Annotated in this window: 26 protein-coding genes and 1 pseudogene; 17 read left to right on the top strand and 10 right to left on the bottom strand. The window is 45.6% G+C overall.

Annotated features, from left to right (window positions below):
* Positions 1–58 precede the first annotated feature (58 nt).
* Both RIE73_RS07330 and RIE73_RS07325 read left to right on the top strand, forming a co-directional pair.
* A complete protein-coding gene (locus RIE73_RS07330) occupies positions 59–1,189 on the top strand; it encodes a trypsin-like peptidase domain-containing protein (protein WP_446400565.1) in 1,131 nt (376 codons plus the stop codon).
* Positions 1,183–1,347, top strand: a complete 165-nt coding sequence (locus RIE73_RS07325) for a hypothetical protein (RefSeq protein ID WP_446400564.1) — start codon at positions 1,183–1,185, stop codon at positions 1,345–1,347. The genes RIE73_RS07330 and RIE73_RS07325 overlap by 7 nt, the downstream gene beginning before the upstream one ends.
* A 62-nt stretch (positions 1,348–1,409) precedes the next feature.
* Here RIE73_RS07325 and RIE73_RS07320 read toward each other — a convergent pair whose 3' ends face one another.
* Both RIE73_RS07320 and RIE73_RS07315 read right to left on the bottom strand, forming a co-directional pair.
* The gene (locus RIE73_RS07320) at positions 1,410–1,598 is read right to left on the bottom strand and encodes a chlorophyll a/b-binding protein (protein ID WP_446400563.1); all 189 of its coding nucleotides are present in this window, start codon (positions 1,596–1,598) and stop codon (positions 1,410–1,412) included.
* Complete coding sequence (locus tag RIE73_RS07315) at positions 1,595–2,611, bottom strand: succinate dehydrogenase/fumarate reductase iron-sulfur subunit (RefSeq protein ID WP_446400562.1); 1,017 nt, start codon at positions 2,609–2,611, stop codon at positions 1,595–1,597. Before RIE73_RS07315 ends, RIE73_RS07320 begins: the two co-directional genes overlap by 4 nt.
* 567 nt (positions 2,612–3,178) lie before the next feature.
* On the opposite strand from RIE73_RS07315, the gene RIE73_RS07310 reads away from it, so the two are divergent.
* Both RIE73_RS07310 and RIE73_RS07305 read left to right on the top strand, forming a co-directional pair.
* Positions 3,179–3,592 (top strand): AbrB family transcriptional regulator, encoded by a 414-nt coding sequence (locus tag RIE73_RS07310; RefSeq protein WP_446400561.1) that lies wholly within the window; start codon positions 3,179–3,181, stop codon positions 3,590–3,592.
* A 105-nt stretch (positions 3,593–3,697) separates the two neighbouring features.
* The gene (locus tag RIE73_RS07305) at positions 3,698–4,543 is read left to right on the top strand and encodes a CPBP family intramembrane glutamic endopeptidase (RefSeq protein WP_446400560.1); all 846 of its coding nucleotides are present in this window, start codon (positions 3,698–3,700) and stop codon (positions 4,541–4,543) included.
* A gap of 136 nt (positions 4,544–4,679) precedes the next feature.
* Here the strand turns inward: RIE73_RS07305 and RIE73_RS07300 are convergent, their stop codons facing one another.
* A complete protein-coding gene (locus tag RIE73_RS07300) occupies positions 4,680–5,684 on the bottom strand; it encodes a tRNA (5-methylaminomethyl-2-thiouridine)(34)-methyltransferase MnmD (RefSeq protein ID WP_446400559.1) in 1,005 nt (334 codons plus the stop codon).
* A gap of 293 nt (positions 5,685–5,977) precedes the next feature.
* Between RIE73_RS07300 and RIE73_RS07295 the strand changes: the two genes are divergently transcribed.
* The 12 genes from RIE73_RS07295 (at position 5,978) to RIE73_RS07240 (ending at position 17,119) form a co-directional block, all read left to right on the top strand.
* A complete protein-coding gene (locus tag RIE73_RS07295; protein ID WP_446400558.1) occupies positions 5,978–6,262 on the top strand; it encodes a DUF6812 domain-containing protein in 285 nt (94 codons plus the stop codon).
* Between the two features lie 37 nt (positions 6,263–6,299).
* Positions 6,300–7,115 carry a TPM domain-containing protein gene (locus RIE73_RS07290; RefSeq protein WP_446400557.1) on the top strand — a complete coding sequence of 272 codons (816 nt, stop codon included), beginning with the start codon at positions 6,300–6,302 and terminating at the stop codon, positions 7,113–7,115.
* Positions 7,116–7,325: 210 nt separating this feature from the next.
* Complete coding sequence (locus RIE73_RS07285) at positions 7,326–7,778, top strand: hypothetical protein (RefSeq protein WP_446400556.1); 453 nt, start codon at positions 7,326–7,328, stop codon at positions 7,776–7,778.
* Positions 7,779–8,089: 311 nt separating this feature from the next.
* Complete coding sequence (locus RIE73_RS07280; RefSeq protein ID WP_446400555.1) at positions 8,090–8,641, top strand: hypothetical protein; 552 nt, start codon at positions 8,090–8,092, stop codon at positions 8,639–8,641.
* A gap of 227 nt (positions 8,642–8,868) precedes the next feature.
* Complete coding sequence (locus RIE73_RS07275; protein ID WP_446400554.1) at positions 8,869–9,597, top strand: CIA30 family protein; 729 nt, start codon at positions 8,869–8,871, stop codon at positions 9,595–9,597.
* A gap of 5 nt (positions 9,598–9,602) precedes the next feature.
* Entirely contained in the window at positions 9,603–10,835 is a 1,233-nt protein-coding gene (locus RIE73_RS07270; protein ID WP_446400553.1) for a glycosyltransferase family 2 protein, read from the top strand.
* Positions 10,836–10,872: 37 nt separating this feature from the next.
* Complete coding sequence (locus tag RIE73_RS07265) at positions 10,873–11,181, top strand: DUF3592 domain-containing protein (protein WP_446400552.1); 309 nt, start codon at positions 10,873–10,875, stop codon at positions 11,179–11,181.
* 72 nt (positions 11,182–11,253) lie between these two features.
* A complete protein-coding gene (locus tag RIE73_RS07260; RefSeq protein WP_446400551.1) occupies positions 11,254–11,727 on the top strand; it encodes a hypothetical protein in 474 nt (157 codons plus the stop codon).
* 42 nt (positions 11,728–11,769) lie between these two features.
* Positions 11,770–13,497: a TPM domain-containing protein gene (locus tag RIE73_RS07255; protein ID WP_446400550.1), complete on the top strand. Its 1,728-nt coding sequence runs from the start codon at positions 11,770–11,772 to the stop codon at positions 13,495–13,497.
* 567 nt (positions 13,498–14,064) lie between these two features.
* Positions 14,065–15,114, top strand: a complete 1,050-nt coding sequence (locus RIE73_RS07250) for a M42 family metallopeptidase (RefSeq protein ID WP_446400549.1) — start codon at positions 14,065–14,067, stop codon at positions 15,112–15,114.
* 205 nt (positions 15,115–15,319) lie between these two features.
* Positions 15,320–15,535 carry a hypothetical protein gene (locus RIE73_RS07245; protein ID WP_446400548.1) on the top strand — a complete coding sequence of 72 codons (216 nt, stop codon included), beginning with the start codon at positions 15,320–15,322 and terminating at the stop codon, positions 15,533–15,535.
* Between the two features lie 501 nt (positions 15,536–16,036).
* The gene (locus RIE73_RS07240) at positions 16,037–17,119 is read left to right on the top strand and encodes a class I fructose-bisphosphate aldolase (protein ID WP_446400547.1); all 1,083 of its coding nucleotides are present in this window, start codon (positions 16,037–16,039) and stop codon (positions 17,117–17,119) included.
* Positions 17,120–17,262: 143 nt separating this feature from the next.
* Here RIE73_RS07240 and RIE73_RS07235 read toward each other — a convergent pair whose 3' ends face one another.
* Both RIE73_RS07235 and RIE73_RS07230 read right to left on the bottom strand, forming a co-directional pair.
* Positions 17,263–17,973 (bottom strand): Uma2 family endonuclease, encoded by a 711-nt coding sequence (locus tag RIE73_RS07235; protein ID WP_446400546.1) that lies wholly within the window; start codon positions 17,971–17,973, stop codon positions 17,263–17,265.
* Between the two features lie 132 nt (positions 17,974–18,105).
* Complete coding sequence (locus tag RIE73_RS07230) at positions 18,106–19,329, bottom strand: RNA-guided endonuclease InsQ/TnpB family protein (protein WP_446400593.1); 1,224 nt, start codon at positions 19,327–19,329, stop codon at positions 18,106–18,108.
* A 22-nt stretch (positions 19,330–19,351) separates the two neighbouring features.
* Between RIE73_RS07230 and RIE73_RS07225 the strand changes: the two genes are divergently transcribed.
* Complete coding sequence (locus RIE73_RS07225) at positions 19,352–20,857, top strand: potassium channel family protein (protein WP_446400545.1); 1,506 nt, start codon at positions 19,352–19,354, stop codon at positions 20,855–20,857.
* A 36-nt stretch (positions 20,858–20,893) separates the two neighbouring features.
* Here the strand turns inward: RIE73_RS07225 and RIE73_RS07220 are convergent, their stop codons facing one another.
* From RIE73_RS07220 to RIE73_RS07200, 5 genes and pseudogenes are all read right to left on the bottom strand, one after another.
* Positions 20,894–22,018: an ABC transporter ATP-binding protein gene (locus RIE73_RS07220; protein WP_446400544.1), complete on the bottom strand. Its 1,125-nt coding sequence runs from the start codon at positions 22,016–22,018 to the stop codon at positions 20,894–20,896.
* 136 nt (positions 22,019–22,154) lie between these two features.
* The gene (locus RIE73_RS07215) at positions 22,155–22,424 is read right to left on the bottom strand and encodes an Asr1405/Asl0597 family protein (RefSeq protein ID WP_446398668.1); all 270 of its coding nucleotides are present in this window, start codon (positions 22,422–22,424) and stop codon (positions 22,155–22,157) included.
* Between the two features lie 410 nt (positions 22,425–22,834).
* Positions 22,835–23,125: an acylphosphatase gene (locus tag RIE73_RS07210; RefSeq protein WP_446400543.1), complete on the bottom strand. Its 291-nt coding sequence runs from the start codon at positions 23,123–23,125 to the stop codon at positions 22,835–22,837.
* A gap of 63 nt (positions 23,126–23,188) precedes the next feature.
* Complete coding sequence (locus RIE73_RS07205; protein ID WP_446400542.1) at positions 23,189–23,824, bottom strand: glycoside hydrolase family 24 protein; 636 nt, start codon at positions 23,822–23,824, stop codon at positions 23,189–23,191.
* Positions 23,825–23,839: 15 nt separating this feature from the next.
* Positions 23,840–24,567: pseudogene (locus RIE73_RS07200) on the bottom strand (RNA-guided endonuclease InsQ/TnpB family protein); the annotation flags it as partial.

Here is a 24,567-nt window from a genome sequence, read left to right as displayed (position 1 = left end):
AATGATTTGAGCATAAGTCACCATAAAACTAGACCTTGAGGTTTAATAACCATCAGCCATGAGTACCAAACGCCTGCGTATTGCTATATCGGGAATCCTTACTACTGTGACTGCGATTGGTGCTACGACTCTCCATGCGATCGCACCAATTGACTGGCTGAATCTCTGGCTAGGCTCAACCGTTGCAGTGGCTCAAGATATTGATGAACAAATTAATATCCAGGTCTATCAAAAAGCCAGTCCAGCAGTGGTTTCCATTGATACGGTAGAGGGTACAGGGAGTGGCAGTATTATTAGCGCCGACGGATTAGTCCTCACCAATGCTCACGTTGTCGCCGGTTCCCCAACGGTTACGGTAACCCTAGCGGATGGCAGACGCCTGAGCGCGGATGTGGTGGCGTTTGGGGATAATAGTTTAGACTTAGCGGTTCTCAAAATTCGCACCCCCAACAATTTACCGACAATTCCTCTGGCTCCTCGTCCAGTACAAGTTGGACAACGGGCATTTGCCATTGGCAATCCCTTTGGTAGGTATCAAGGCACGTTTACCGTAGGGATTGTTAGCCGTATCGACCAACAACGGGGCTTAATTCAAACCGATGCCACGATTAACCCAGGAAATTCTGGCGGACCCCTACTGAATAGTCAAGGTGAATTAATTGGGATAAATACAGCGATTTTAGGCAGTCCTACCGGCGGGAATCTGGGGATTGGCTTTGCGATTAGCATAGATAGAATTCGCCCGTTTCTGGCGGCTGTACGCAATGGACGTGCGCCCCAGACGGTGCAGCAGCCCAGCCCCTCTCCAACTGATCGTCCCCCTCAACCCTTAGCCCTCAATGGTACAGTGATTCCCGGTCGGCTAGATCAGGGAAGTCATGTTTTAGCGGACGATAACAGCTTTTTTGACATCTATGCCTTTGAAGGCAAAGCAGGTCAGCGGGTGCAAATTGATATGACCAGTGGGGAAATCGATTCTTATTTAATTTTGCTTGATCCCAATGGTAATGATTTAGCCCAAGATGATGATAGTGGTGGTGGTACTAATGCTCGATTATCTGTGATTTTACCCAGCGATGGGATTTATTTGTTAATGGCAAACGCTTATGAAGCCGGACAAACCGGATCATATAATTTACGGGCGGTGGCGATTGGGGGAAATTCAGTGACGCGAGATTCTCGTTGGTGATAAGTCAGGGTGTTGGGTGTCGGGTGTCGGGTGTCGGGTGTCGGGTGTCGGGTGTCGGGTGTCGGGTGTCGGGTGTCGGGTGTCGGGTGTCGGGTGTGGGGTGTTGGGTGTCGGGTGTCGGGTGTCGGGTGTCGGGTGTGGGGGAGATGGGGGTGTAGAGACGTAGCATGCTACGTCTCTACACTATCCTGTTCCCTGTTCCCTGTTCCCTGACGAATGACTAGATCAAACCCAACCAGCCTAACAATCCTTTACCAGTAATCAACTCGATCAGCAATAGAGCCACAAATGCGATCATGGCAAACCGCCCGTTGATTTGCTCGGCGTAAGGTGTCCACCCAAAAGCGGGTTCGGGTTGGTTGGGGGTTTCTGGGGTAGAGTTTTCTGGGGTGGGTGTTTGAGAGGTCATGGTTTTGGTAAAATATCTTGCTCGGGTGTCTCAGATTTCAAGGTTTGGACAGATTCAATCAGCGATCGCACTTGGGCGGTATCTTCGGAGGCGTCAAATCCTAGGGGGAATTTACCACGGGCGAGCATCCGTAATCCCAGGGGACTTAAACTGAGCATTCCTTTAATATCTCGGAAGAAGTTCGCCACCACTTGGATGCCAAATTTGCGCTCATCAACCCAACCTCCTTGTTTGACCAAATCAATTAAGACTTTGCGATGGCGGATTGATCGGCTGGCTTGCTTGTCTTTGCGAGTCAGAATTTCTTGTTTAATTTTACCGATTTGATCCATGGGGGCGACATCCATGGGGCAAACGGCGTTACACATTAAACAACGGGTACACCCCCACACTCCCTGAGTGCCTTGATTGTAGTTTTCCAGGCGACTTTCTATGGCGGTATCGCGAGAATCGGCGACTAGACGTTGGGCTTTGGCGAGGGCGTGAGGACCGACGAAGGTAGGATCAACCTCACGAGCATTACATTCTGAATAGCACGCGCCACACATGATACAATTACCATTCTGATCCAGGCGCGATCGCTCTTGGGGACTTTGTAAAAATTCCCGTTCGGGAATAGTGCGTCCGGCTGTGCTAACGTAGGGTTCAACTGCTTCTAAGTTGTCCCAAAAGCTCCGCATATCCACGACTAAATCCTTAATCACGGGCAAATTACCCAGAGGCGCGATCGTGATTTCTGGAATCTCCGGGCGATGATGCTCAGGGAGCTGCGCCAATTCATTGCCCACATTTTCTTTACAAGCCAGTGCGGAGCGACCATTGATCCGCATCGCACAGCTACCACAGATTGTGTTACGGCAATTTTTGCGAAACGCTAACGTTCCATCCTGCTCCCACTTAATCCGATTCAGGCACTCCAGAATTGTGTTTCCTTCCTCCACATCTAACTTGTAAGTCTCGATAGTGGGGGATGTATTTTGAGTCTGTCGAATGATTTTAAAGGCAACTTGCATAGTGATACGCTCGCTTTGTATCTCAACACCTATATGAAAATTACCACCTTCTCAGGAGTCACAACCTACCCCTTGACTATTACCCCCTCATTTTCCGATCGCCCATAAATATAGATGAGAAATTTTGCCAGAAGGCACTCGCTCAACTTGTCCGTGAGCATTTAGCCGCCATATTTAGCAAACTGACTATAGTCTAAGACAATCAGCGGTCACTCAGCATTCATCCTTGGGAGTGTTGATTTTCTGCTGATAGATGCTCTCTCCCTTGTGTCTGGTCAAATTTTTCCCAGATGACCTGGCAAATCTCCAGATGGATCACTGATCCGAACATACTTCAGGTTCGATCTTTTGCCACTGAGTCCTATCTTGGTTAAAATTTTAACCTAAGAAGCGGCTCTGGTGTCTCCGGAAAATCCTTAAAGCTCAAATTCCTAGAAATTTTAATAAATGATCCAAAAAAACTTGACCAAAACCAGAGATTTAACGATATATTTTTTATATAGCCAAATACACTTGGCAGCATAGGACCTTTACCATCCTGAAAATTGAAGGATAGTTTGTGAAATTATGGCAGAGACCCAACCTAATGCATTAACGGGGAAAGCCTTACTTCAAAAAGTAAAAGAGCTTTCCCACTTGCCTCGGCGAGAAACAGCAAAACGCTGTGGCTATTACTCCGAAAGTAAAACCGGTCAGACCCGCGTCAACTTAACTGATTTTTATGATGCGGTGTTAGCGGCGAAGGGTGTTCCCTTAGATCCAGAGGGAGCAAAAGATGGTCGTGGCCGGGAACCGACGTATCGCGTCAGCGTCCATAAAAATGGTCAGATTGTGATTGGCTCAACCTACACTCAGGAAATGGGATTGAAGCCCGGTGATGAGTTTGAAATTAAGCTGGGCTACAAGCATATCCATCTCAAGCAGGTGGATCTGGATACATCTGAGGAGTCTGAAGAGGAATTGGAAGCCGCAGAGGTTTGAGGCAGCTCATGCTAAAAAGGATGGGTTATTCACATTATCCATCCTTGGCAGCATGAAAGTAGCAGCGTGAAAATTATAGCTCCTCACCATTTGCCGATCTCACTTATGGCTATTGTTGATCAGGCAGATAATCCGTGCATTATTTGGCTAATCAGCGCATCGGCGCTAGTAAAAGTCGCGGTTTTTTTTCTGGCTTGGTCTGCGTTGTGGTTGCCGTTAGCCATCGCGATCGCCATCCGACTGAAATGGCATCCGCTTAAACCTTTGGCAGCACAGCAAAAGCTGCCATTTGTCGCTGTTCTTTACCTCATTGCCCCCCTGATTATCTGGGGGGCGACACAAATAGAAGGTACATCGTTTCCCGACTATGGCTGGGACTGGACGACGCGGATTTGGATATCCTTAGTCGGGGGATTTGCCATGGCAATTTTGAGTTTAGGAATCAGCTTTACGGGACAATGGCTAGTAGGCTGGGTGGATTGGCATGGAGAAAATTGGCAGCAATTGACCCAGATTGGACTGCCAATATGTGGAATAGGACTAGGGATTGGGTTAATCGAAGAATTGGTATTTCGCGGGTTCCTGCTCACGGAACTCCAGCAGGACTATTCTCTGGCAATAGCGGCGGTACTATCAAGTCTGATTTTTGCTCTATTACATCTGATTTGGGAACAGCAACAGACGCTCCCTCAAATTCCTGGATTGTGGCTAATGGGTATGGTATTAGTCCTAGCCCGGTACGTGAATGAAGGGAGTTTAGGGTTAGCCTGGGGACTACATGGGGGTTGGATTTGGGGATTAACCTGTCTCCAGGAAGCCGAACTGATTTCCAATACCCGAAAAGGACCCGAATGGATAACCGGAATAGGAGATAATCCTTTAGCGGGGATCTCTGGTGTCTTGTGTTTACTAGGGGTTGCTGTTTTGCTATTGGGGATTGGGGATTGGTGATTCGTCATTCGTCATTCGTCATTTGTTGATTGTTCATGCTTCATTGTTCATTGTTGATTGGGAATCATCTCCCTCATCTCCCTCATCTCCCTCTGCTCCCTCTGCTCCCTCTGCTCCCTCATCTCCCCCATCTCCCTCATCCCTCTTTCGCTGACCAACGTTTTTGCCAGTGGGAAGTGGGTTCGAGAGTAGAAGATTGCTGCTCAATTTGTCGCCGTTGCAGGATAATCGCCGCTTGATCTGTGATATCATGTCCGCCGAAATAACCGTAATATCCTTCTTCCTTGCAACCTTGCTCCTTCCCTTCTGTCCTCTGCCTTCTGCCCTCTGCCTTGTCTCCACCTAAATGTGAGTATTCAACCGGACATAATATGAGTTGAGGATCACGATAGGGAATAGCCGCACGGGTTTGTAAATGTTGACGCGATCGCTCTGAGAGAGGGGGTAGAGTGGAAGCGTCAAAACTTGCCACCGTTCCCGGTTGTCGTCCCCCGACAGGCGGTGTCGCACCAATCTGAAATCCAGCCGTAATTAAGCCACTGCGGACAGCCGCCGCACAGGAGTAGGTTGCTAGTCTACCTGTTTTGGCGCAGCATTTGGCTAAATGCTGGAAAAATTCCACCGTCCATAATTGGGGACAGCGACGGGGAGAAAAGGGGTCAAGAAAAATAGCATCGGCTTGAAAATTCGACCGACACAATTGCTGGATGCTTTTTCTCGCATCGCCGACATAAAGTTGCGCCTGAAGCTGAGCGGTTTGGACTTGTGAGGTTGTCACCAGACGCTCTAGGAATTCGGGAATGGGCTGATTCCAGCCACTGAGAAAATGATGGGCGATCGCGCTTCGGGGTACAGTCGGGTCTAATTCCAGGGCGACTAATTCAACGCGACATCTGGGGTTAATTGTCCAAATTGTTTCTAGAGCCGCCGCCGTATTGTAGCCTAAGCCATAACAGACATCCAGCAGACGCACAACCTGCTGTTGGGCTTTTTGTTTTAGGTGGCAAGGTTCAACAAATTTTAACAATGCTTCCGTTTTTGCCCCTTGAGTGCTGTGGAAATATTCACCAAACGCTTCAGAAAAGAAGGTGAATGAGCCATCGGCTGTGGGCTGAGGGGTAAAGCTGTGGATGTTTGCCATGGTTCGTCTGAATGATATTCAAAATTCTACCGTCTCCATCTTCCATGCCTCCCGCGCCTTACGCCTCTGCCTCACTTACCTCATATATCTCACATACCTCACCATTTCCATGGCTTCTCATTTCCCTGCTTTTGCCTACTGCTCTCTGGCTTCTGGCTTTTACGAGACTTGTCCCTTGACAATACTCACTCAAAGGGGCTATAACATAAATAACTCACAAGAATGAGCAAAACAAACAAATCCATAGTCAGGGTGTCAGCAGACAGCATGAGTGAAATTTGAGGAAGAATTCGATGAGAGTCCAGATCTTAACCCTAAATAACGTTCAAATATTCGGTGATGTAGCAGTTTCTGCTCTTCCTAACAGCTATCGTTCTCGACTCTCCGATATGCTCAATAATTCTCGAAATTTCATTGTGTTGACGGACGTAGAAGTCCACCAACAGGGACAACCGCTCACGCAAATGTCCTCTCTATGCATTAACAAGCCTGCGATCGCCTTTTTATGTGAGGCAGAGGTGACACCCACTTCATCCCAGACTCTGGATACTGATCCAGTTTCGGCAAGTGCATCCTGACGACTGTGGCTACTCCAACCTTTAGAGGAAATAGATCATGAAAACGATAACTACTAAAATCAAACAGGCAATTTGGGCAGTTCCCTTCTGTCTCACTGTCCTCTCACCGCTTTCCACCCACGCCTTAACCGTTGAAGAGGTTCCTAATCCGCAACAGCTAAATGGCACTTGGGTAACAGATATGGCAGATATTCTCAGTCAGGATACGGAACGCCAACTCAATCAAATGATTTCCGAGTTGGAAATTGAAAATGGCACAGAAATTGCTGTGGTGACTGTACCTGAAACCTCTCCCGCCGCCTCACCCAAAGCATTTACCACTAAATTGTTCAATCACTGGGGGATTGGCAAAGCGGATGAAGACAACGGTGTCCTGTTTTTGATTTCCATAGGCGATCGCCGCGTCGAGATTGAAACCGGATATGGTATCGAACCGATTTTACCCGATGCCCAGGTGGGTCAGATTATCGAAACTAACATTACTCCGCCTTTTAAGCAAGGTGACTTTGACGCAGGGACATTAGCCGGAACCAAAGCATTGGTTGTTCAATTAGGGGATGACGCCAATACAACCGATACCATCCAAACGAATAGGAAAACGACCAACAGTACGACGGTTGTATCTTCATCTCAACTATCCAGTGAAGGAACCTTTTCTAAAGGGACGTTACAATCATTACTTCTATTTATAGGAGTACCTGTGGGAATCATTGTCCTACTCGTTGCCAATCGCAATCGTAGCCGTTCTTCCAGGCGCCGTTATTCTAAGCATCGTTATTCTAGGCGTTCTTCCAATGGCGGTATCAGTAGTGGTGGTTCTAGTAGTTGCAGTTTTGGTGGCAGTGATTTATAAGATCATGTCCGGTTGAAGACTTACAGGTTTTGACTGCCTCAAGTAGATAGCAGATGTTTGCTAAATGTGTGAAACATTATTCCTCAAATTGACCTTTTGCAGACAACTAAGGAGTTAACAGTGAATAACAGACAAATAACTCAGCTTCAGAAAATTACAGCTTTCCCCCATAACCTAATCAACATCAACAGTTTATCGGAGATTAAAACAATGAAACCTTTTGCACGTCAACTCAAACAAATGATTTGGACAGTTCCAGTTTGTCTAACCATTTTCTCCCCTCTGGCTGCCCAAGCCATCACCGTTGAAGAAAGCACATTCAACCAAACAAAAGCAGTCGTTACTGAAACGAGTTCTGTAGTCGCGAGTCATACTACATCTCCTGAGCATATTTATAAGTCGTCTAACGAGGCTTTGCTGGCAATACTCATCCTATTGGGTATACCTGTTGGAGTGCTGATTCTAGCCCTAAATAGCGATAGCAGTGCTGGCGGTTATCGTTCTGGTAGTAGTCGTTCTTCGAGTAGTGGCTACAGTGGTGGCGGCTTTGGCGGCGGTGGCGGTTCCACTGGTGGCGGCGGTTGCAGCGGTGGCGGTGGTTCCAGTGGTGGTGGCTTTGGCGGCGGTTCCAGTGGTGGTGGCGGTTGCGGTGGTGGTTTCTAAAGGGAATCAATAGTGGTTCGTAGTTGCACCAAGCGTGCCATAAGTAAGTTAAGCGCTGACTACAAACTCTTACATCTAACATCATCGGTTTGTAGTGGCGCTGTCTTCGCCATCAGCGATCGCATCATTTTCTACCAACCCTTAAATTAGTGAATCGACACTATCAAGTTGTAAAGAAATATTACAGCAATTCACCTCTCGCATAAAAGCCAAGACTCAATAGCGAGTAAGAGACAGACGACGCAGGTTCAAGAATTTACAGCGTTCTCATATAACCCAATCAACATCAAGTTTTTTCGGAGATTGAAATCATGAAATCTTTTGCCCCTAAACTCAAACAGATACTTTGGACAGTTCCATTTTGCTTCACAATTTGTTCACCCTTTGCCGCCCAAGCCTTAACGGTTAAAAACCTTACCAATTCGCCACCAGTGAATAGGGGTTTGGCGACAGAAATGGCAGCGATTGTTAGTGAAGACACCGAAAACCAAATCAATCCGATTAATTCCGATTTGCCAACGGCTAAAACGAATACTGGAGTCGCTAGTAATACTACGTCTTTAGAGTCCCAATCTAAGATCTATAAATCGTCTGGAGAAGCTTTACTGGCATTACTCGTACTATTAGGTGTGCCAACGGTCTTGATTTTTCTAGTCGCCAATAGTAACAGTAGTTCTTCGAGTCGTCGTTCTTCAAGTCGTCGTTCTTCAAGTAGTAGTTACACAGGCGGCGGTTACACGGGCGGTGATTACGGTGGCGGTGGCTACAGTGGCGGTGGCGATTCCGGTGGTGGCGGCGATTCCGGTGGTGGTAGTTTTGGTGGCGGTGACAGTGGTGGTGGTGGCGCTGGCGGTGATTTTTAATCGGATATTGGATAAGCTGTTCGGCATTTAAACCTTAATGTCAACAACTGCAAAATCGTTGTAATGCGAGCATCTTGCTCGCTACCCATTCCCAATTTAAATGATTGAAAGCTGATCAGCAAAATATACGTTGCGTCAACCTTCCTCATACCCTTACCAAAGAGAAATGACGATTCTCACCGTTTCAGGGTTTGATCCGTTCATGTCAAAAAGGGACAGAAAACGTTATGAATCTACCAACAACAATTAAAAGCGGCGTTATCTTATCAATGGTGATTATTCTCACCGCTTGCCAAACCACTTCTTCTACCCAATCACCTACTTCGTCTACCCAATCAAAGGCGGTTCAGTCTACACCAAAATCTCAGCTACCCCCACCACCGGAAGGGTACACCGCCATTCTGATTGACGATTTGGAGGATGGAAATCGATTCAACCAATTTCGAGGAACGTGGTTTACCTACGATGATCGCTATGACGGGGGTGATTCTCAGGTTAATCCTGAAGGCTATAGTCCTTTTCGTCCGAAACAATGTGGACCGGCTAATTCAGACAAATGCGCCCACATTACTGGTAAAGTTACCACAACTTACCCCGATGGCTATATCGGAATGGGGACGGATCTGAATAATCCCAACGATCCGATTGATATTCGCGACTATGATGCGATCGCGTTTTGGGCGAAAGGGGATGGAAAGACGTACCGCTTAAAGCTGCGTTCTCCAGCCACATCAGATTATGACGATTACGGCTACAATCTAACGCCAACTCCGGAATGGAAACGCTATGTAATTACCCTCGATTCTCTCAAACAAGAAGGCACAGGAAAACCTGTTAGCGCCGATGAAGCCTTAAGTCAAGTCATCAGCATCACTTGGCACACCCAGGGTCAACCCCACGATTCTATTGAACTGGCTGTCGATAACCTCAGATTTCTCAAGTCTAAACCCGAGTAATTGCTATGACTGTTATCCAGAAAAGTTTCCTCAGACAACAGCGTTCCCAATTTACCCCAATCTATCCAATGTCGCTGGAAAAAAAGCGGCATGAACTGGAAAAAAAGCAAATTTTGCCCCCGCGTCAACTCAATGGCATTTCTCTTGTCATTCCCACGTTTAAACGAGTGAAAATGTGTCAGACGCTGCTTGAGTCACTCCAAGCTAGCCGACAGAATTTTTCTGGTGATCTAGAAATTATCGTTGTTGATAATAGCCCCTTAAAGGAAGCCGAACAAATCAGGGAACTGTGTGTGGCTTATCAAGCTAGCTACGATTGGCAAAAGATTGGCGTGGGGGCGAAGCGGAACTATGGTGCAAGATTGGCTAACTATCCGATTATTTTGTTCATCGATTCAGATTGTGAAGCCACTCCTGATCTGCTGGAGGAACATCTCAGATTTTATCAAACAAATCCCCAGACGGTTGCCGTATTAGGAAAAACCCGATTCAAGGGATATAAAAGTTTTGTTTGGCAAGCCATTCAATTGAGTCCCTTTATCATTCCTTTTCACCTAGCCGATCAAGATGGACAGCGAATCTGGGGACCTTCCAATAACCTGTCGTGCCGCACAGATGTGTTTAAACGGGTCGGGGGATTTGATGAAACCTTTCCCCATAAGCCAGGGGGTGAAGATGTAGATTTTGGCTATCGCCTTTACAAAGCGGGTCATTTACTCACAACGAATCCCCAGGCTTTGGTATATCACACCACAGAAACGTGGAACGATATTCGTCAAGTTTTTAATCGTTTATTTAATTGGGGAAAAGCTGAGTTTTATCTCTATCACAAACACGGAGAGTATCTTTATTATGACTGTCCCAAAGGGTTAGGAATCGCCTTGCTGATGCTGTCCATGGCTGTAGCTATGGTTGTGATTAACCACAGTCTTCAATGGCTACTACTTCCCTTAATATTTTTAGGGGTTAATTTTGTCAGCCGGATAATTGTCCATCTTGGCTATCACCCAGACAGGCTAGTTCAGATCAACAAAGTTTTTTTGGCAGAAGTCTTTGCCTGGGTATATGAATTTGGCTTGACGATGCAGTGCGTTAATCATCGCTGGTTTTTACCGCTATACCACCGATTAATTGTTTTACCCGATGATGCGGTAATGGTTTGGAATAGTCAAATTCTCTATACCTGGATTACCGTTGCCCAGTTATTAGTTACGCTTACGTTATTTCAGTTGCTGTAGCAACCCATTTAATCGACCGGATTAGGAGGAACTCATTATGGGATTAGTTATTGTTCTGATCATCATCTTGATTGTAATTGTGATTTTTATCTCGTCCAATTACGACATCAAGCGTCGAGGGATTCAAACGACAGGTAAAGTGATTAACGTCAATAGTCGAACAACCACCGATATGTATGGGGTGAGACACACCACCTATTATTTGACCTACGAATTTCAGGATGCTCACGGCACACGATATACGGGAGAAAAAAGTACCAGTAGTCAAGGTCGTAAGGTCGTTGGCGACTCAGTTGCGGTCTATTATCTGCCCGAACGACCTGAACGAAATGACATCGACCTTTGAATCAAAAGCTGGACTGGAAACGTATCTAGTTCTCAACTAACAGCAACACGTAACATTTTCTCAGAGGTAATCATGAACACCATACAGAGTGAAATTCGTCCGATTAATTTGTCACAAACACCTCAAGTTCATCGGATCATTGCCACGAATCCCCAGTCTTCAATTCAAGTATCTCAGGCTGATATGTCCACCTGGATAGGATTGATCGTTGTACTGTTACTCGTGGGACTACCAATTATCATCATTTTCCAGTCTACACGTAAATCGAGTGGTAAGCGTTCTCACAGCCGTTCTCGCAAAAATGGGAACTGTTATTATGCGAGTGGTGGTAGTGATTGGCACAGTAATAGTAGCTGGGATGACAGTAGTTCTAGCAGTGCTATTTGGTATAGCAGTAGTGATGATTGCAGCAGTAGCGATAATTACAGTAGCAGTGACGATTGCAGCAGCAGTGGCGACAGTTACAGTAGCAGTAGCGATAGCTACAGTAGTAGCGATTTTGGCGGTGGTGATAGTGGCGGCGGCGGTGCAGGTGGAGATTGGTAATCATGATTAAGTTTCTCACATTTTTTATCGAAGATTAGAACGATGAAACAGTTTTTACTGAAAATTAAACCAATTATTTTGGGAGCTTTATTCTGTCTAACGTTGTTGTTCCCTCTTTCCGCCCAAGCCTTAACCGTTGAAGAGGTTCCTAATCCGCAGCAGCTAAATGGCACTTGGGTAACGGATATGGCAGATATTCTCAGTCAGGATACTGAAAGCCAACTCAATCAGATGATTTCCGAGTTGGAAACGAACAATGGCATAGAAATTGCGGTGGTGACTGTACCCGAAACCTCTCCATATCCATCACCTAAAGCTTTCACTACTAAGTTATTCAATCACTGGGGAATTGGTAAAGCTGATCAGGATAACGGTGTATTGTTTTTAATTTCCACTGGTGATCGCCGTGTCGAGATTGAAACCGGATATGGTATTGAAGCCATTTTACCCGATGCTCAGGTTGCCAAAATTATCGACACTAAAATTACTCCGCCTTTTAAGCAAGGTGACTTTGATACAGGAACATTAACTGGAACCAAAGAATTAGTTGTGCAGTTGGGAGGTGAAATAAATCAGACCAATTCTGAACTAAACGCTGAACCCAGTCCTCCTTCTTCAACTCCTAAAATTAATACTGAATCAACTAGCCCAAACCTTCGATATTGGCTTGAAAATAAATCATCTTTAATCAGTTGGTTGGTCGTTTTCTGCGTCATATTATTGTTGTCTAGTGTGCCAATTATTTTACTCATGGCAATTAGAATCGATTTGGGAAGAAAGCGCCGAATATTGGTAAAACCGGAAGGAAAAACCCGCACTAAAGCACATCCCCATCGCGATCGCTCTTTACACTGTGCTGATTGTAAGAAGCCATTGGAACAACTTGATGCGATCGCACTGAAATCCAAACTCACTCAACCGGAAAAAATTGCTCAACAAATTGGTAGTATTCGATTTGAAGGTTGGCGATGTCCTCGGTGTCGCCCTCAGTTAACTGGAGAAGGTGTGCATATTTTTGCTTATGTCTCCAACTCGCTGGACTTTGAAAAATGTCCCACTTGTCAAGAATTAACCGTCACTCGCAAGCTTGAAACCATACTGAAAGAACCCACTTGGAACCAAAAAGGTGAGCAATTGACGCATAAAGAGTGTCACTGTTGTGATTACCAAGAACAAGTCAAAGAAGCGATTCCCTGCTTAACGCCACCAGCTAATGCTATTTTCCTTAAACCTAATGAGCGATCGCGAGTGTCCCAAAACTTGAATTCAGACTTCAACCACCGACCCAAGCATTGTACCGATTGTAAATATCCCATGCAACTCATTGGTACTGATGATTTGCAATCCTACCTTACTCCTCCCCAAAAAGTAGCAGAAACGATAGGTAGTATTCAACTGAAGGGTTGGCAATGTCCGAATTGTCAGGGTGTTCACATTCGCACTTATGTGGAAAGTCCCAGAATTTTTCATAACTGTCCTTCCTGTCAAGAGTTCACAGTAACTCGTACTAAAAAGACAGTGCAACCCGCCACAACAGATAGTATGGGTAAATGTCTGATTATTAGCGATTGTCAATGTTGTGATTATCACCAAGAACAGACAGAAACAATTCCATGTTTACCGACTCCTCCTAGTAGGCGTTCAGGAGATAGCCATTCTTCTAGTAGTAGCTACAGCGGCAGTTATGGCAGTTACAGCGGTAGCAGTGATAGTAGTGGTAGCTTTGGTGGTGGTTCTAGTGACGGCGGTGGTGCTGGAGGGAGTTGGTAATTGCCTTAAATTTCATGAAAAGTGAGTAAAAAATAAATAATTTAGATATGATAATTTCTGAGTCAATGACGTCAGATGTGCTGCTTCTGTGGTTCAGTTTTGGCACAGGGGTTAGGGTTTGAGGCGCAATCCTTTTTCCAGATGGCAACCCCTGAACCTTAACCAGGACGATGCTCACGCCTAATCTGATTCGTCTGATCAGTTAGGGGATAGGAAGGGCGGGTTTTGCCTGTTCAATTATCACACGCTAGAAAGATTAATCCCTAAACCCGCCCCTACAGGGATGGGACTTTTGTGTCTGATATAAATAACGTCTCTTGCTTTAAATGTTGAATTATTTGTTATTGCCGATATAGAATGAGTGTGTTATGGTGTTGGTTGGTTTGAGCTGAATAGCACTGACGTAAGCGTTTTATGAATCGATGTAATACATCCATAGATTTATAGTCAGCGCTGAGGTGTTTATGGCGCTAAAGCGCAACTACGAGCGCAACTACAAGCGCAACTACGAATGAAGCTAGCTTAGGTCAGTAGTATTCGCCTTTATTGCGTGAGTTTATCGCCTTCATGCCATCCTCAAATTACGACCATTTATTTAATACTATTGAAGAGTTAGTGCTGCATCATTCTCCTAGTGGTGCAGAACGGGAAATTGATCAGCTGCTAATCAGTCGCTTGCAGGGCTTAGGGGTTGAATCGTGGCAGGATCGAGCCGGGAATATTATTGCTAAAATTCCGGGTCAAACCTCTGAGCGATCGATTGCGATTACCGCTCATAAAGATGAAATTGGCGGTATTGTTAAATCGATAGACGAACAGGGACAGGTGCAAGTCCGCAAACTCGGTGGCTCATTTCCCTGGGTGTATGGGGAAGGCGTTGTCGATTTATTGGGTGATAATCAAACTTTGAGTGGCATTCTGTGCTTTGGTTCACGTCACGTTTCCCATGAATCTCCCCAAAAGGCGCAACAGGAAACCGCCCCTCTGCGTTGGGAAGAGGCTTGGGTGGAAACGAAATGTACTCAGGCTGAACTTATTGCTGCTGGGGTGCGCCCCGGAACCCGCATGGTTGTGGGAAAGCACCGCAAGCGACCTATACGCCTCAAGGATTACATTGCTAGTTATACCTTGGATAACAAAGCCTCTGTTGCTATTCTGTTGAGTCTTGCTGAACAGGTTAAAACTCCGGTTGTGGATACCTATTTAGTGGCGTCGGCGAAGGAAGAAGTTGGCGCAATTGGCGCGTTGTATTTCAGCCAAAATCACTCGCTTGATGCTTTAATCGCCCTAGAAATCTGCCCTCTCTCCTCAGAATACCCAATTGAAGATGGGGAAGCACCTGTGCTGTTGTCTCAGGATGGCTACGGCATCTATGATGAAGGACTCAACTGGGAACTGCGACAGGCGGCGAATGGGATTGGTGTTCCCTTACAGTTAGCCACAATTAGCGGGTTTGGCAGCGATGCGTCTATTGCCATGAAGTTTGGTCATGTTTCTCGCGCCGCCTGCTTGAGTTTCCCCACGCAAAACACCCATGGCTATGAGGTGGCTCATTTGGGTGCGATCGCCAACTGCATTTCTCTGCTTGACACGTACTGCCAGACTCAGTTCACCTGAATATCACACAACGGCGACGGATAACAACTCCCTTTATTAAGATATAGTTAAGGAAAAAATGTGACAGTGAAGATTGTGTGAATATAAGTAGTGTAGGGTTTTTCTAAGCGAATCGTTAAGTATACTAGATAAAAAGCCAAGGACTTAACCAGCCGTTAGCGCTGAAAAAACAATTCTTTGAGGTAGGTTTCTCATGTTGTATATCATGCTAATTAGCTCAGTTACTCTTTACTTAGTAGTAGCGATGCGCTTGTTAAACAAGTGGATGACCTGTTTACAACAAGATAATACGTTGTCGGAAGACGATAAACTTAGCTGTGGAGTTTGTTTTGTTGTCGCCACCATTACTTGGCCCCTGTCTGTTCCCTATTCCTATCTAAGATTATTGGAAGGTAAAAATACGATTCCTCAAGATTCCTAATCACGTTGTACTTGTTTAAAGAAAGACGTGGCAAATAGGAAGTCGTAGGAACTGATTATCAACTAAACCGAAAGGAATCAAATCAAGTCGCCACGTATAAACCCGTCAACACTCCAACTCCTTACTGTCTTCAGTTCATTCTGAAAGAAGGAAGTCATGCTATTGTCGGGCGGATTGACGCGCTCCGGAGAGTTCGTAAGCGATAACCGATCAACAAAGTTTGTCTTTAAACAACCGAGCATGAGTAACAAAAATTCCCTCGGTTGAGTAGAAACAGAAGTATTCACATCTGTGTAGCATACATTTGTGATTGCAGGAGTAGTGATCACTACAACGCGATGGAAATCAAGCGACCATTCACCCATTATTGAAATGCTTTCGGTGTCAGCGTAGGGAATTTTGAATTTTGCCAAGTAGCCAAACTCTATCGTTATGGGGACAGAGATCGCCCCCAAAGACTGTCAAAATTGAAACAAGTGACAACACTTTGAGGAAAACAATATGACGGCTACTTTAACAGCACCTCAATCGATAGAATCCTGGTTGGGTGAAGAGGCAGACAATCTATTGACGTACAACGCCAAAGTTGATAAACGTCTGTTACATTTACCGAGTCCGGACTGGGTGGAACGGATTTTTGCCAATAGCGATCGCCCTGCCCCAGTGTTGCGTAGTCTTCAGCAGATCTACTCAAGCGGACGCCTTGCCAATACGGGTTATCTGTCTATCCTACCCGTAGACCAAGGGATTGAACATTCCGCCGCCGCCTCTTTTGCCCCGAACCCGGTCTACTTTGACCCGGAAAACATTGTCAAACTTGCTCTGGAAGGCGGTTGTAATGCGGTTGCTACGACGTTAGGGGTTTTGGGCATGGTGTCTCGCAAGTATGCCCACCGTATCCCCTTCATTGCTAAACTGAACCACAATGAAATGCTAACCTATCCGAATCGATATGATCAGCTTATGTTCGCCAATGTCGAGCAAGCCTGGAATTTAGGCGCTGTGGCTGTCGGTGCGACGATTTACTTTGGATCTGAGGAATCAAGCCGCCAAATTGAGGAAGTGAGTAAAGCATTTGCCCGCGCCCACGAGTTGGGGATGGCAACAATCCTGTGGTGCTATTTACGCCATAGCGTGTTTAAGCAAGATAAAGATTATCATCTTTCGGCTGACCTCACGGGTCAAGCCAATCATCTTGGCGTTACCATTGAAGCCGATATTATTAAGCAGAAGCAGCCTGAATGCAATAATGGCTATGGTGCGGTTGCCAAAGCCACGGGTGAGAAATATGGCAGAACGGATGATCGCGTTTACACTGAACTTACCAGTGATCACCCCATTGATTTAACTCGTTATCAAGTTCTCAACTGCTATGCGGGTCGTGCAGGTTTAATTAATTCTGGCGGTTCATCGGGGAAAAATGATTTTGCCCAAGCTGTTCGCACGGCTGTGATTAATAAACGGGCTGGCGGTTGTGGATTGATTTCTGGACGTAAGACATTCCAGCGACCCTTCGAGGAAGGTGTTAAGCTGTTCCACACGATTCAGGATGTATACTTGTCCGGCGACGTGACTATTGCTTAATCCCGAATTGCATTTAAACCTTGGTTGGGGCGGGTTTAGTTACATCTGTTGTGAGATAAGTCACGATAATTGTGAAACCCGCCTCCACACAAAATTTTAACTTCCTCACTTTGACTGTAATACCGAGGACACCCTTTCAGTTATTACTCCCTTAACCGCTCAACAAATGCCCCATGTTCCGGTGTCGCCAATCCCTCCTGCAATACTGACAGCACTTGAGCCAAATCCCCTGCTAACAAGGCGGGTACAGCTAACCACAATCCCGGAAAAACCTCACTCCTGACAATCCCCGCATCATCCGGTTGTAGAGAAACATAGTCGCCTTCTTGTAATCTAAACCAATCGAGGCGTTGGTCATAAAATTGCCATACGATGTATTCCTGCACCTGATTACGGCGGTATGTTCTTAGCTTGTTGCCCAAATCGTAGGACGCACTACTCGCCGCAATTTCAACAATCAATTCTGGCGCACCTTGGACATAACCATCGGCATCAATGCGTGACTGTCCCCCCAACGTTTCATCAAATCGCAGTAACGCATCGGGTTGGGGTTCGTTGTCCATATCCAGGCGAACCGTCGCATTGTCTCCTAACCTGACGCCGATTGTGCTAGCGCGATAAACACCCAACCATGTCACCACAAGGGCGTGAGGTTCAGCATGAGGCTCAAAGCGTAACGGTGACGCCACGTAAACCACTCCTTCAATTAGTTCCGCTTTCTTGATCGTTGTCGTTGCTTGATAGCGTCGCTCAAATTCTTTTCGGGTTAAGCGATCGCCATTTTCTAGGGGCGGTAGGTTTGACATCGCCTGAGACTGGGCAACTGTATGGGTTTGGGAATTTTTGACCGCCATAGAACAAGACCTTTTAACCGCTATTGTTCAGTATAGATAAATGTCTCTGAATTCAAGAGAGATTCTCATAGTTGGTAAAAGTATAGTCAAATATAGACAGACTGAATTTCATTGCAGAAATTCCCTTCGCTTTTACTTTGAGAGATTAATTCTCCTTGGGTGAACTACGCACCTCTCTATCCCATAGCGGTTAAACGCATTTGGGAATGCTTTTCGTAAAATATTGTAGGAACCTATAACATCAGATTGAACAAGAACCCCCTTGTCTGTACGATATAAACCTCGTTTAATTCTTTTTCCACTAAAAACGGGTTTCTCAGTTATCTGTCCATAAAGGGGGAGAGGATCTAAATTCAAAAAATTAGAAGCTGAGGTATAGGATTCTTCTTGAAAAATCACCGATATTCCTAGTAATTGACATTTGTAAATAATCATGTCAATTAATCGAGCATGAGGAACGGTCACAAATTTTTGATTGTTGACTTTTCCTAAGTTCACTTCTTGTTTCCAACCGTCATTTTTCCCAATTACTAAAGTCGTGATATCTTGGTCAACTAAGAGATTGACTAAATAACGACTCGCTCGATGAAGATAATTATCTATCTTCTGATTACGGCAACGGGTTAAACGACGGATTCTTTGGGAACTTTTGTGATTGCCTTTTAACAGAGATTGTAACTTCGCTCGACGCTGGTTATAAAATTGATTTAGGCTTTTTAACGGTCTGCCATTAATTAACAAAGGAGTAAAATCCGGTTGATTTGAAGTTACAGCCATTAAATTATCTATACCTAAATCTATTGCTGCTATCTTTTCATTGGGGGTTAATAACTGTTCTTTTTCTTCATAAATTACCTCGATTACATAACAATCACATTTCGGAATGATTCTTACTTCTGCTATACGGTTAGCCACTTGACTGGTCAACTCAATATTAGTTCCTGATAGCTTGACTAATCCTTTTCTTCTGGCTACTTTACTTATCGCTTGAATTGTATAAATTAGCAGATTTTTTCCTTTTTTTGTATCTTTATAGCCAGGGATTTTCGGTCTGCCTATAAATTTATCGGGATGCTTTTTAAATTCGGAGGTCGCTGCGAAAAATGATTTCCAGTTCCGATCTAATCCTCTTAAAACTTGCTGTGATACTTTAGCGGGTAAGGCTTTATATTGTTCGGTCTCTTTCATCAAGGAAGCCATCTGATTATAAGTCAAATACCCATGACCATAAATCCAGTTTTGACGGATGAGATAATTGGCTGAGTTGTAAAGATTTTTAGACTGCCAAGACAAGCGATCTATCTTCCTCCAAAAACGATGCCCTTTTTTAATTATATGTCTTTGAGCTAGTCGCATTATTAGTCGGAGAGAGAGTTTCATGTATATATTACCCAACATGACTACATCTGACTATATTCTTATTGAAACTTTACAAGACCTCGACATGCCCAACAAAAGCCTACAAGGTCGTTTGGATCGCTTTATCCACGCTCCCCAAACTGAACTGGCGCTGATCCTACTCATCCTACTTTCCGTAATCTTGGTGATTGCGGAAGTCACGCTTTACAGTAAAGGTCAACCCTATCGACTTGTCTATCTGACTCAAGAACTACTTACGGGGATCTTTATTATCGAGTTGACCATTCGCTATTTTGCGGCTAAAAACAAACGCCGTTTCTTCCGCCACTATTGGTTAGACATTATTGCTGTATTACCCCTATTGCGAGCCTTTCGCCTGTTGCGAGTGTTGCGCCTCTTACGGCTATTGCGGGTGGGAATTTTATTAAATCAGAATTTAAACCGTCTTGGTTCTACCTTAGCCACAAGTATTGGTGTCCAGATTGGGATATTGCTAGTTGTCGGTTTAGTTATTTTAGTCGGCGCGATCGCGATTCACTTACTAGAGGGCTTAAGAAATCCTGATTTTTCCTCTGTGAAGGATTCCCTGTGGTGGAGCTTTTTTACCCTGGTATCCGGAGAACCCATCGGCGGCGAACCCCAAACCGATGCGGGACGATTGGTTACACTCATAGTAATCCTGGGTGGCTTAACGATGTTTGCCATGTTTACGGGTGTCGTTTCCGCCGTCATGGTACAACGACTGAGAACGGTGATGGAAATCAAACATTGGGAATTGGACGAACTACGGGATCATATTGTTATCTGTGGCTGGAATCGCAGTGGACATCTGCTGATTGAACAACTGCAAGCCGATCCGATTTTAAAACACCATCCGATTGTGGTGGTGGCTGAATTTATCCAAACCCCGGAACGAGAACTCAAACATGTGAATCGTTCCCAAATTTATTTCTATACCGGGGATTACACGACAATTGATGTCCTGGAAGCCGTGGGAATTTATCACACCTCACGGGCTATTTTGTTGGCAGATGCGACCCATCCGCGCAGCGATCAGGATCGGGATGCACGAACTGTTTTAGCGGCATTAACGATTGAAAAACTGCATCCGGGTATCTATACCTGCGCTCAACTTCTTGATGGCAAAAATAATGTGCAACTGCGAGTGGCGGGGGTAGAAGATGTGATTGTGGCGGATGAATTGGCGAGTCATTTAATGGCGACTTCAGTGCGAAACTGGGGTTCTGTGGATGTGTTAGCGGAATTGCTCACTGTACAAACGGGGAACCAAATCTATAAAATTTCCCTACCCCAGCAATGGCATGGTATTTCATTCTGGAATGCGGCTCAATGGCTAAAAGAGGAGCTAGATAGTATTTTAGTTGCTGTGGAACGGCAAACGCAGGGGCATCGAGAGACTCTGGTTAACCCCCCCAAAGATGAACAACTCATGTTGGGCGATCGCTTGGTTGTGATTGCCCCTCACCAACCCCAAATTGAGAGAGTTCTTAAGGCTAAAAAGTAATAGATCTCAAAGAAGGGCTAAAGCCCTGACTACAAACTACGAATAGGCTGAAGTTATGGGTGTACCTGGGGCGATTGTGGGAAAAATTTGGATCGATGGATCAGTCACAGATAATTGAACTCTGATTCCCACAGGTAAGGGTGTATTCAGGGTGGTACGAGCATGGAGTTCTTTACCCGATGGGGTTTGGAGACAATACCGATACTCGCGACCTAAAAAATGGCGATCGCGAATTAAGAGGGGTGCATCATTATCGGGCTTGAGAATTACGTTTTCTTCCCGCAGCATTAGTTCCCCACAATCAGGAATGGCGTCATTTGGGAATTGGATGTTACTGTGACATTCTCTATTACTGATTTCAAACGAACCCACCTCAGTTTCCCATAGCTGTCCCCGACGACGGGCGGGTAAGAAATTGGCTTGGGTGACGAATTCGGCGACAAAACGAGAGGCGGGGTTGGTATAAATTTCTTCGGGGGTTCCCAACTGTTCTAAACATCCCGCTCGCATCACTCCCACTTGATCGGAGATGGATAGGGCTTCTTCTCTGTCGTGGGTAACAAAAATTGCTGATGTGCCAATCTCTTTGAGGATTGATCGTACCTCTTGGCGCAACCGCAGACGTACTTGCACATCCAGATTACTCAGGGGTTCATCTAACAGGATTAAACTGGGACGTGGTGCTAACGCCCGGGCGAGGGCGACTCGCTGCTGTTGTCCTCCCGATAGTTCGTGAGGGTAGCGTCTCTCTAATCCGGATAATCCTACCAGTGCGATCGCGTCAGCCGTATTTTTCTTAACGGATGTTCGATTCATCCCACTGCGGCGGTTTTTCAAGCCAAAAGCAACATTCTCCGCCACATTCAGATGAGGGAACAAGGCATAATCTTGAAACACCATACCCGTGTTCCGTTGTTCTGGGGGTATCCAATACCCGGAACCCGCCACTGGGCGTCCAGCCAAGACAACAAGTCCCGACTGAGGACGCTCAAACCCTGCCACTATCCGCAATAGAGTGGTTTTACCACAGCCAGAGGGACCTAATAACGCCAGTAAATCACCTTGACACAAAGTCAGCGTCACCTGATCAACGGCTGGAGTTGTATGTTGATCATAGTGCTTGGTAATGTCCTCTAAATGTAGAATTGCAGCTTGTTCCATAGAATGTTTTTGACCCTTCACGACTTTCGAGGGAACCTGGTTTGTAGGGGCGGGTTTCATGACTATCGTTTCTTACCTCCCCCTGCTTCCAGACGTGCCATGGCACGTCTCTACATTGCTTGCTCCCCCTGCTTCCTCATCTCCCCCTCTTCCTACTGCGGCTAGGAAGCCGCCAGCAGTCTTCCAGCCAAGAGGCTAAATCGCGGCGTGGTACGGTTAGCTGTCTGACTACACTCCACAGTTGAATCGCTGTCACCGGATCATGAATCTCAGCCGTGAGTGGCTGGTTCATCCCGCAGTGACTCGCGATCGATAGTTCCTGTAAACGGCGGTACACTTGCCACCGATCGGCTTGATTAATGTCAATCACTTGACCAGTTTTAGGTTGGGAACTCCAGGGATTCATTTTTCTCTCAAAATGCAATATATTATCATTAATGTCTGTTGCCAGACATTAATTTTTCCATAAGAACTGCTATGACAGGGAGTTTCAGCCGGATTTCACTCCCGTCCCCTAGTTTAAGCCAGACAGAAGCCAAATGCTAATTATTCTCAATTAATTGGCTAATAGACAATGAAGCAGGGATGATACGGCTTCTCCTGCAAGCCAGCTAAGTGGGTGGACACAATGAAAGTTAACGGTTGAGAACCGGGAACAGTTTCAACCCCCTGATGGGGGAAGATTCTGCTTAAGCATCCTCGAAAAATGCCAGGATTTCCAGCTTATGGGTTTCAAAACTTTGCACCTGATGCACCTTTAATCATCCCCCTAACCCTTTATTTGTAAGGGTTTCAGGCTTGTGCAGCAAGCCCTAATTACCGCCTCGTCTCAAATCCATTCAACCCTTCGGGTTCTTCATACTCCACCGCCACATCTTTCACCACAGCAGCAGAAGGACCCTTGTGACACCAATTAATCATTTCCTCAACTCCAGATTTCGTCCCTTCAAACACCGCTTCCACTCGACCATCGGGTATATTTCGCACCCAACCATTTACACTGCATTGACGGGCTTCACTAACTGTTGAAAGGCGATAGCCAACGCCTTGAACTTGTCCGGAAATGAAAACGTGGGCGCGAATTTGTTTCTGTGATTGATTCTGCATTTTATATCAATTTCGATTGAATACTTAAGTAGGTAGAGCCAATCATTTATTTTTAACCTTTGCTCAGCTTTGTTGTAATTCTTCCTGAAGAATGCGTTGATAAATTCCCGGTAAATATCGAGACATTGAATTGGTTTCAATACCATAACCTAAACTCGTCCAAGTTCCCGACAATCGCCGCAATACTCGATCCAATCTACCTTGGCGCAATTGTTGGGAAATATCCATTCCCCACGCTTGCTGATCACTCAACCAAGCATACACGACTGCATCCTGATATTGTGGCTCAAAGCTATAGTTGCTCCACCATAACAATTGCCAAGGCTGAGGATGATAGCGTCTGGCTTTGTCATACCAAGTCGTATTAATAAACTGATATCGTCCGGCGGCGGTGGTACAATTCCCGACATTGGGACCTGCGACAATTGGCACACAGCGATTAGGATGATCGCTCAAATCCCAGACATGCTCTCCTCCATACAGTACCGAATACGGTCGAGACACATTCGCCTCACTTGCGGAAATAGTTCGCATCAACGCCCGAATATAAGGATCACCGCCTCGCATGACTAACGGCTGAGTTCCCTTTTCACCTCTGGGATCATTAAAACTCCATTCCCCTTGCTGATATCCTTCGCGCAGTTCTAGGAATAGGATCATTAAAATTAGAATATTAATCCATTTAATTAGACGTTTCATTTGACACTCTCCGGTCTAAAGACGCGGAGATTCTTGGTTCCCCGACTCGCCGTTAGACGACAGGATTGCTCCAACCGCCCAAGAGGGCAAATCTCCCCAAGCGTAAGTTCCGGTGTGCCCCACCGTACTTAATCCTTTTTGCAGAATGTTTAAACTAGCTGCGATATCCCTGTCCTCAACATACCCACAGTTACCACAAACATGGGTTCGTTGAGACAGGGATTTTTTGACTCGATGGTGACACTCTGGACAATCCTGGGAGGTGTAGTGCGGAGGAACCGCAACTGTTGCTTTCCCATACTTGTGTCCAAAGTATTCTAACCATCGTCTAAATATAGACCATCCTGCATCAGAGATAGACTTAGACAAGTGACGATTTCTCACCAAACCTTTGACATTCAAGTCTAGCCTTCGGCAAGCCGCTGGCGCGTCTACATAAGCTACCAAATCGTTAGATTGGATGACGGAGTATGCGACACGAAGAGCAATACTCTTTTCGCTGCCTACTTACTCTTAAATGCTTCCGGGCATATCGGCAACATGCCTTTTGATAGTTGTTTGACTGCGGTTTTACTCCCTTTTGGTACTTCTTAGACTTCTTACGGTTAGCAAGGGTTAGCTGTCTTTCCGATTTGCGGTAAAACTGCGGCGACTCTTCTGTATGCCCAGTTGAGTCAGCTAGGAAATATCTGATTCCCAAATCTAAACCAACAGCTTTCCCGGTCGGCTGGGTCTTAATCCGC

Origin of the sequence: Coleofasciculus sp. C1-SOL-03, assembly GCF_040220555.1 — a bacterium.
Classification (GTDB): Bacteria; Cyanobacteriota; Cyanobacteriia; order Cyanobacteriales; family Coleofasciculaceae; genus Coleofasciculus.
Note: the sequence above shows the minus strand (reverse complement) of the source record. Positions and strands in the feature narration are given on the sequence as shown.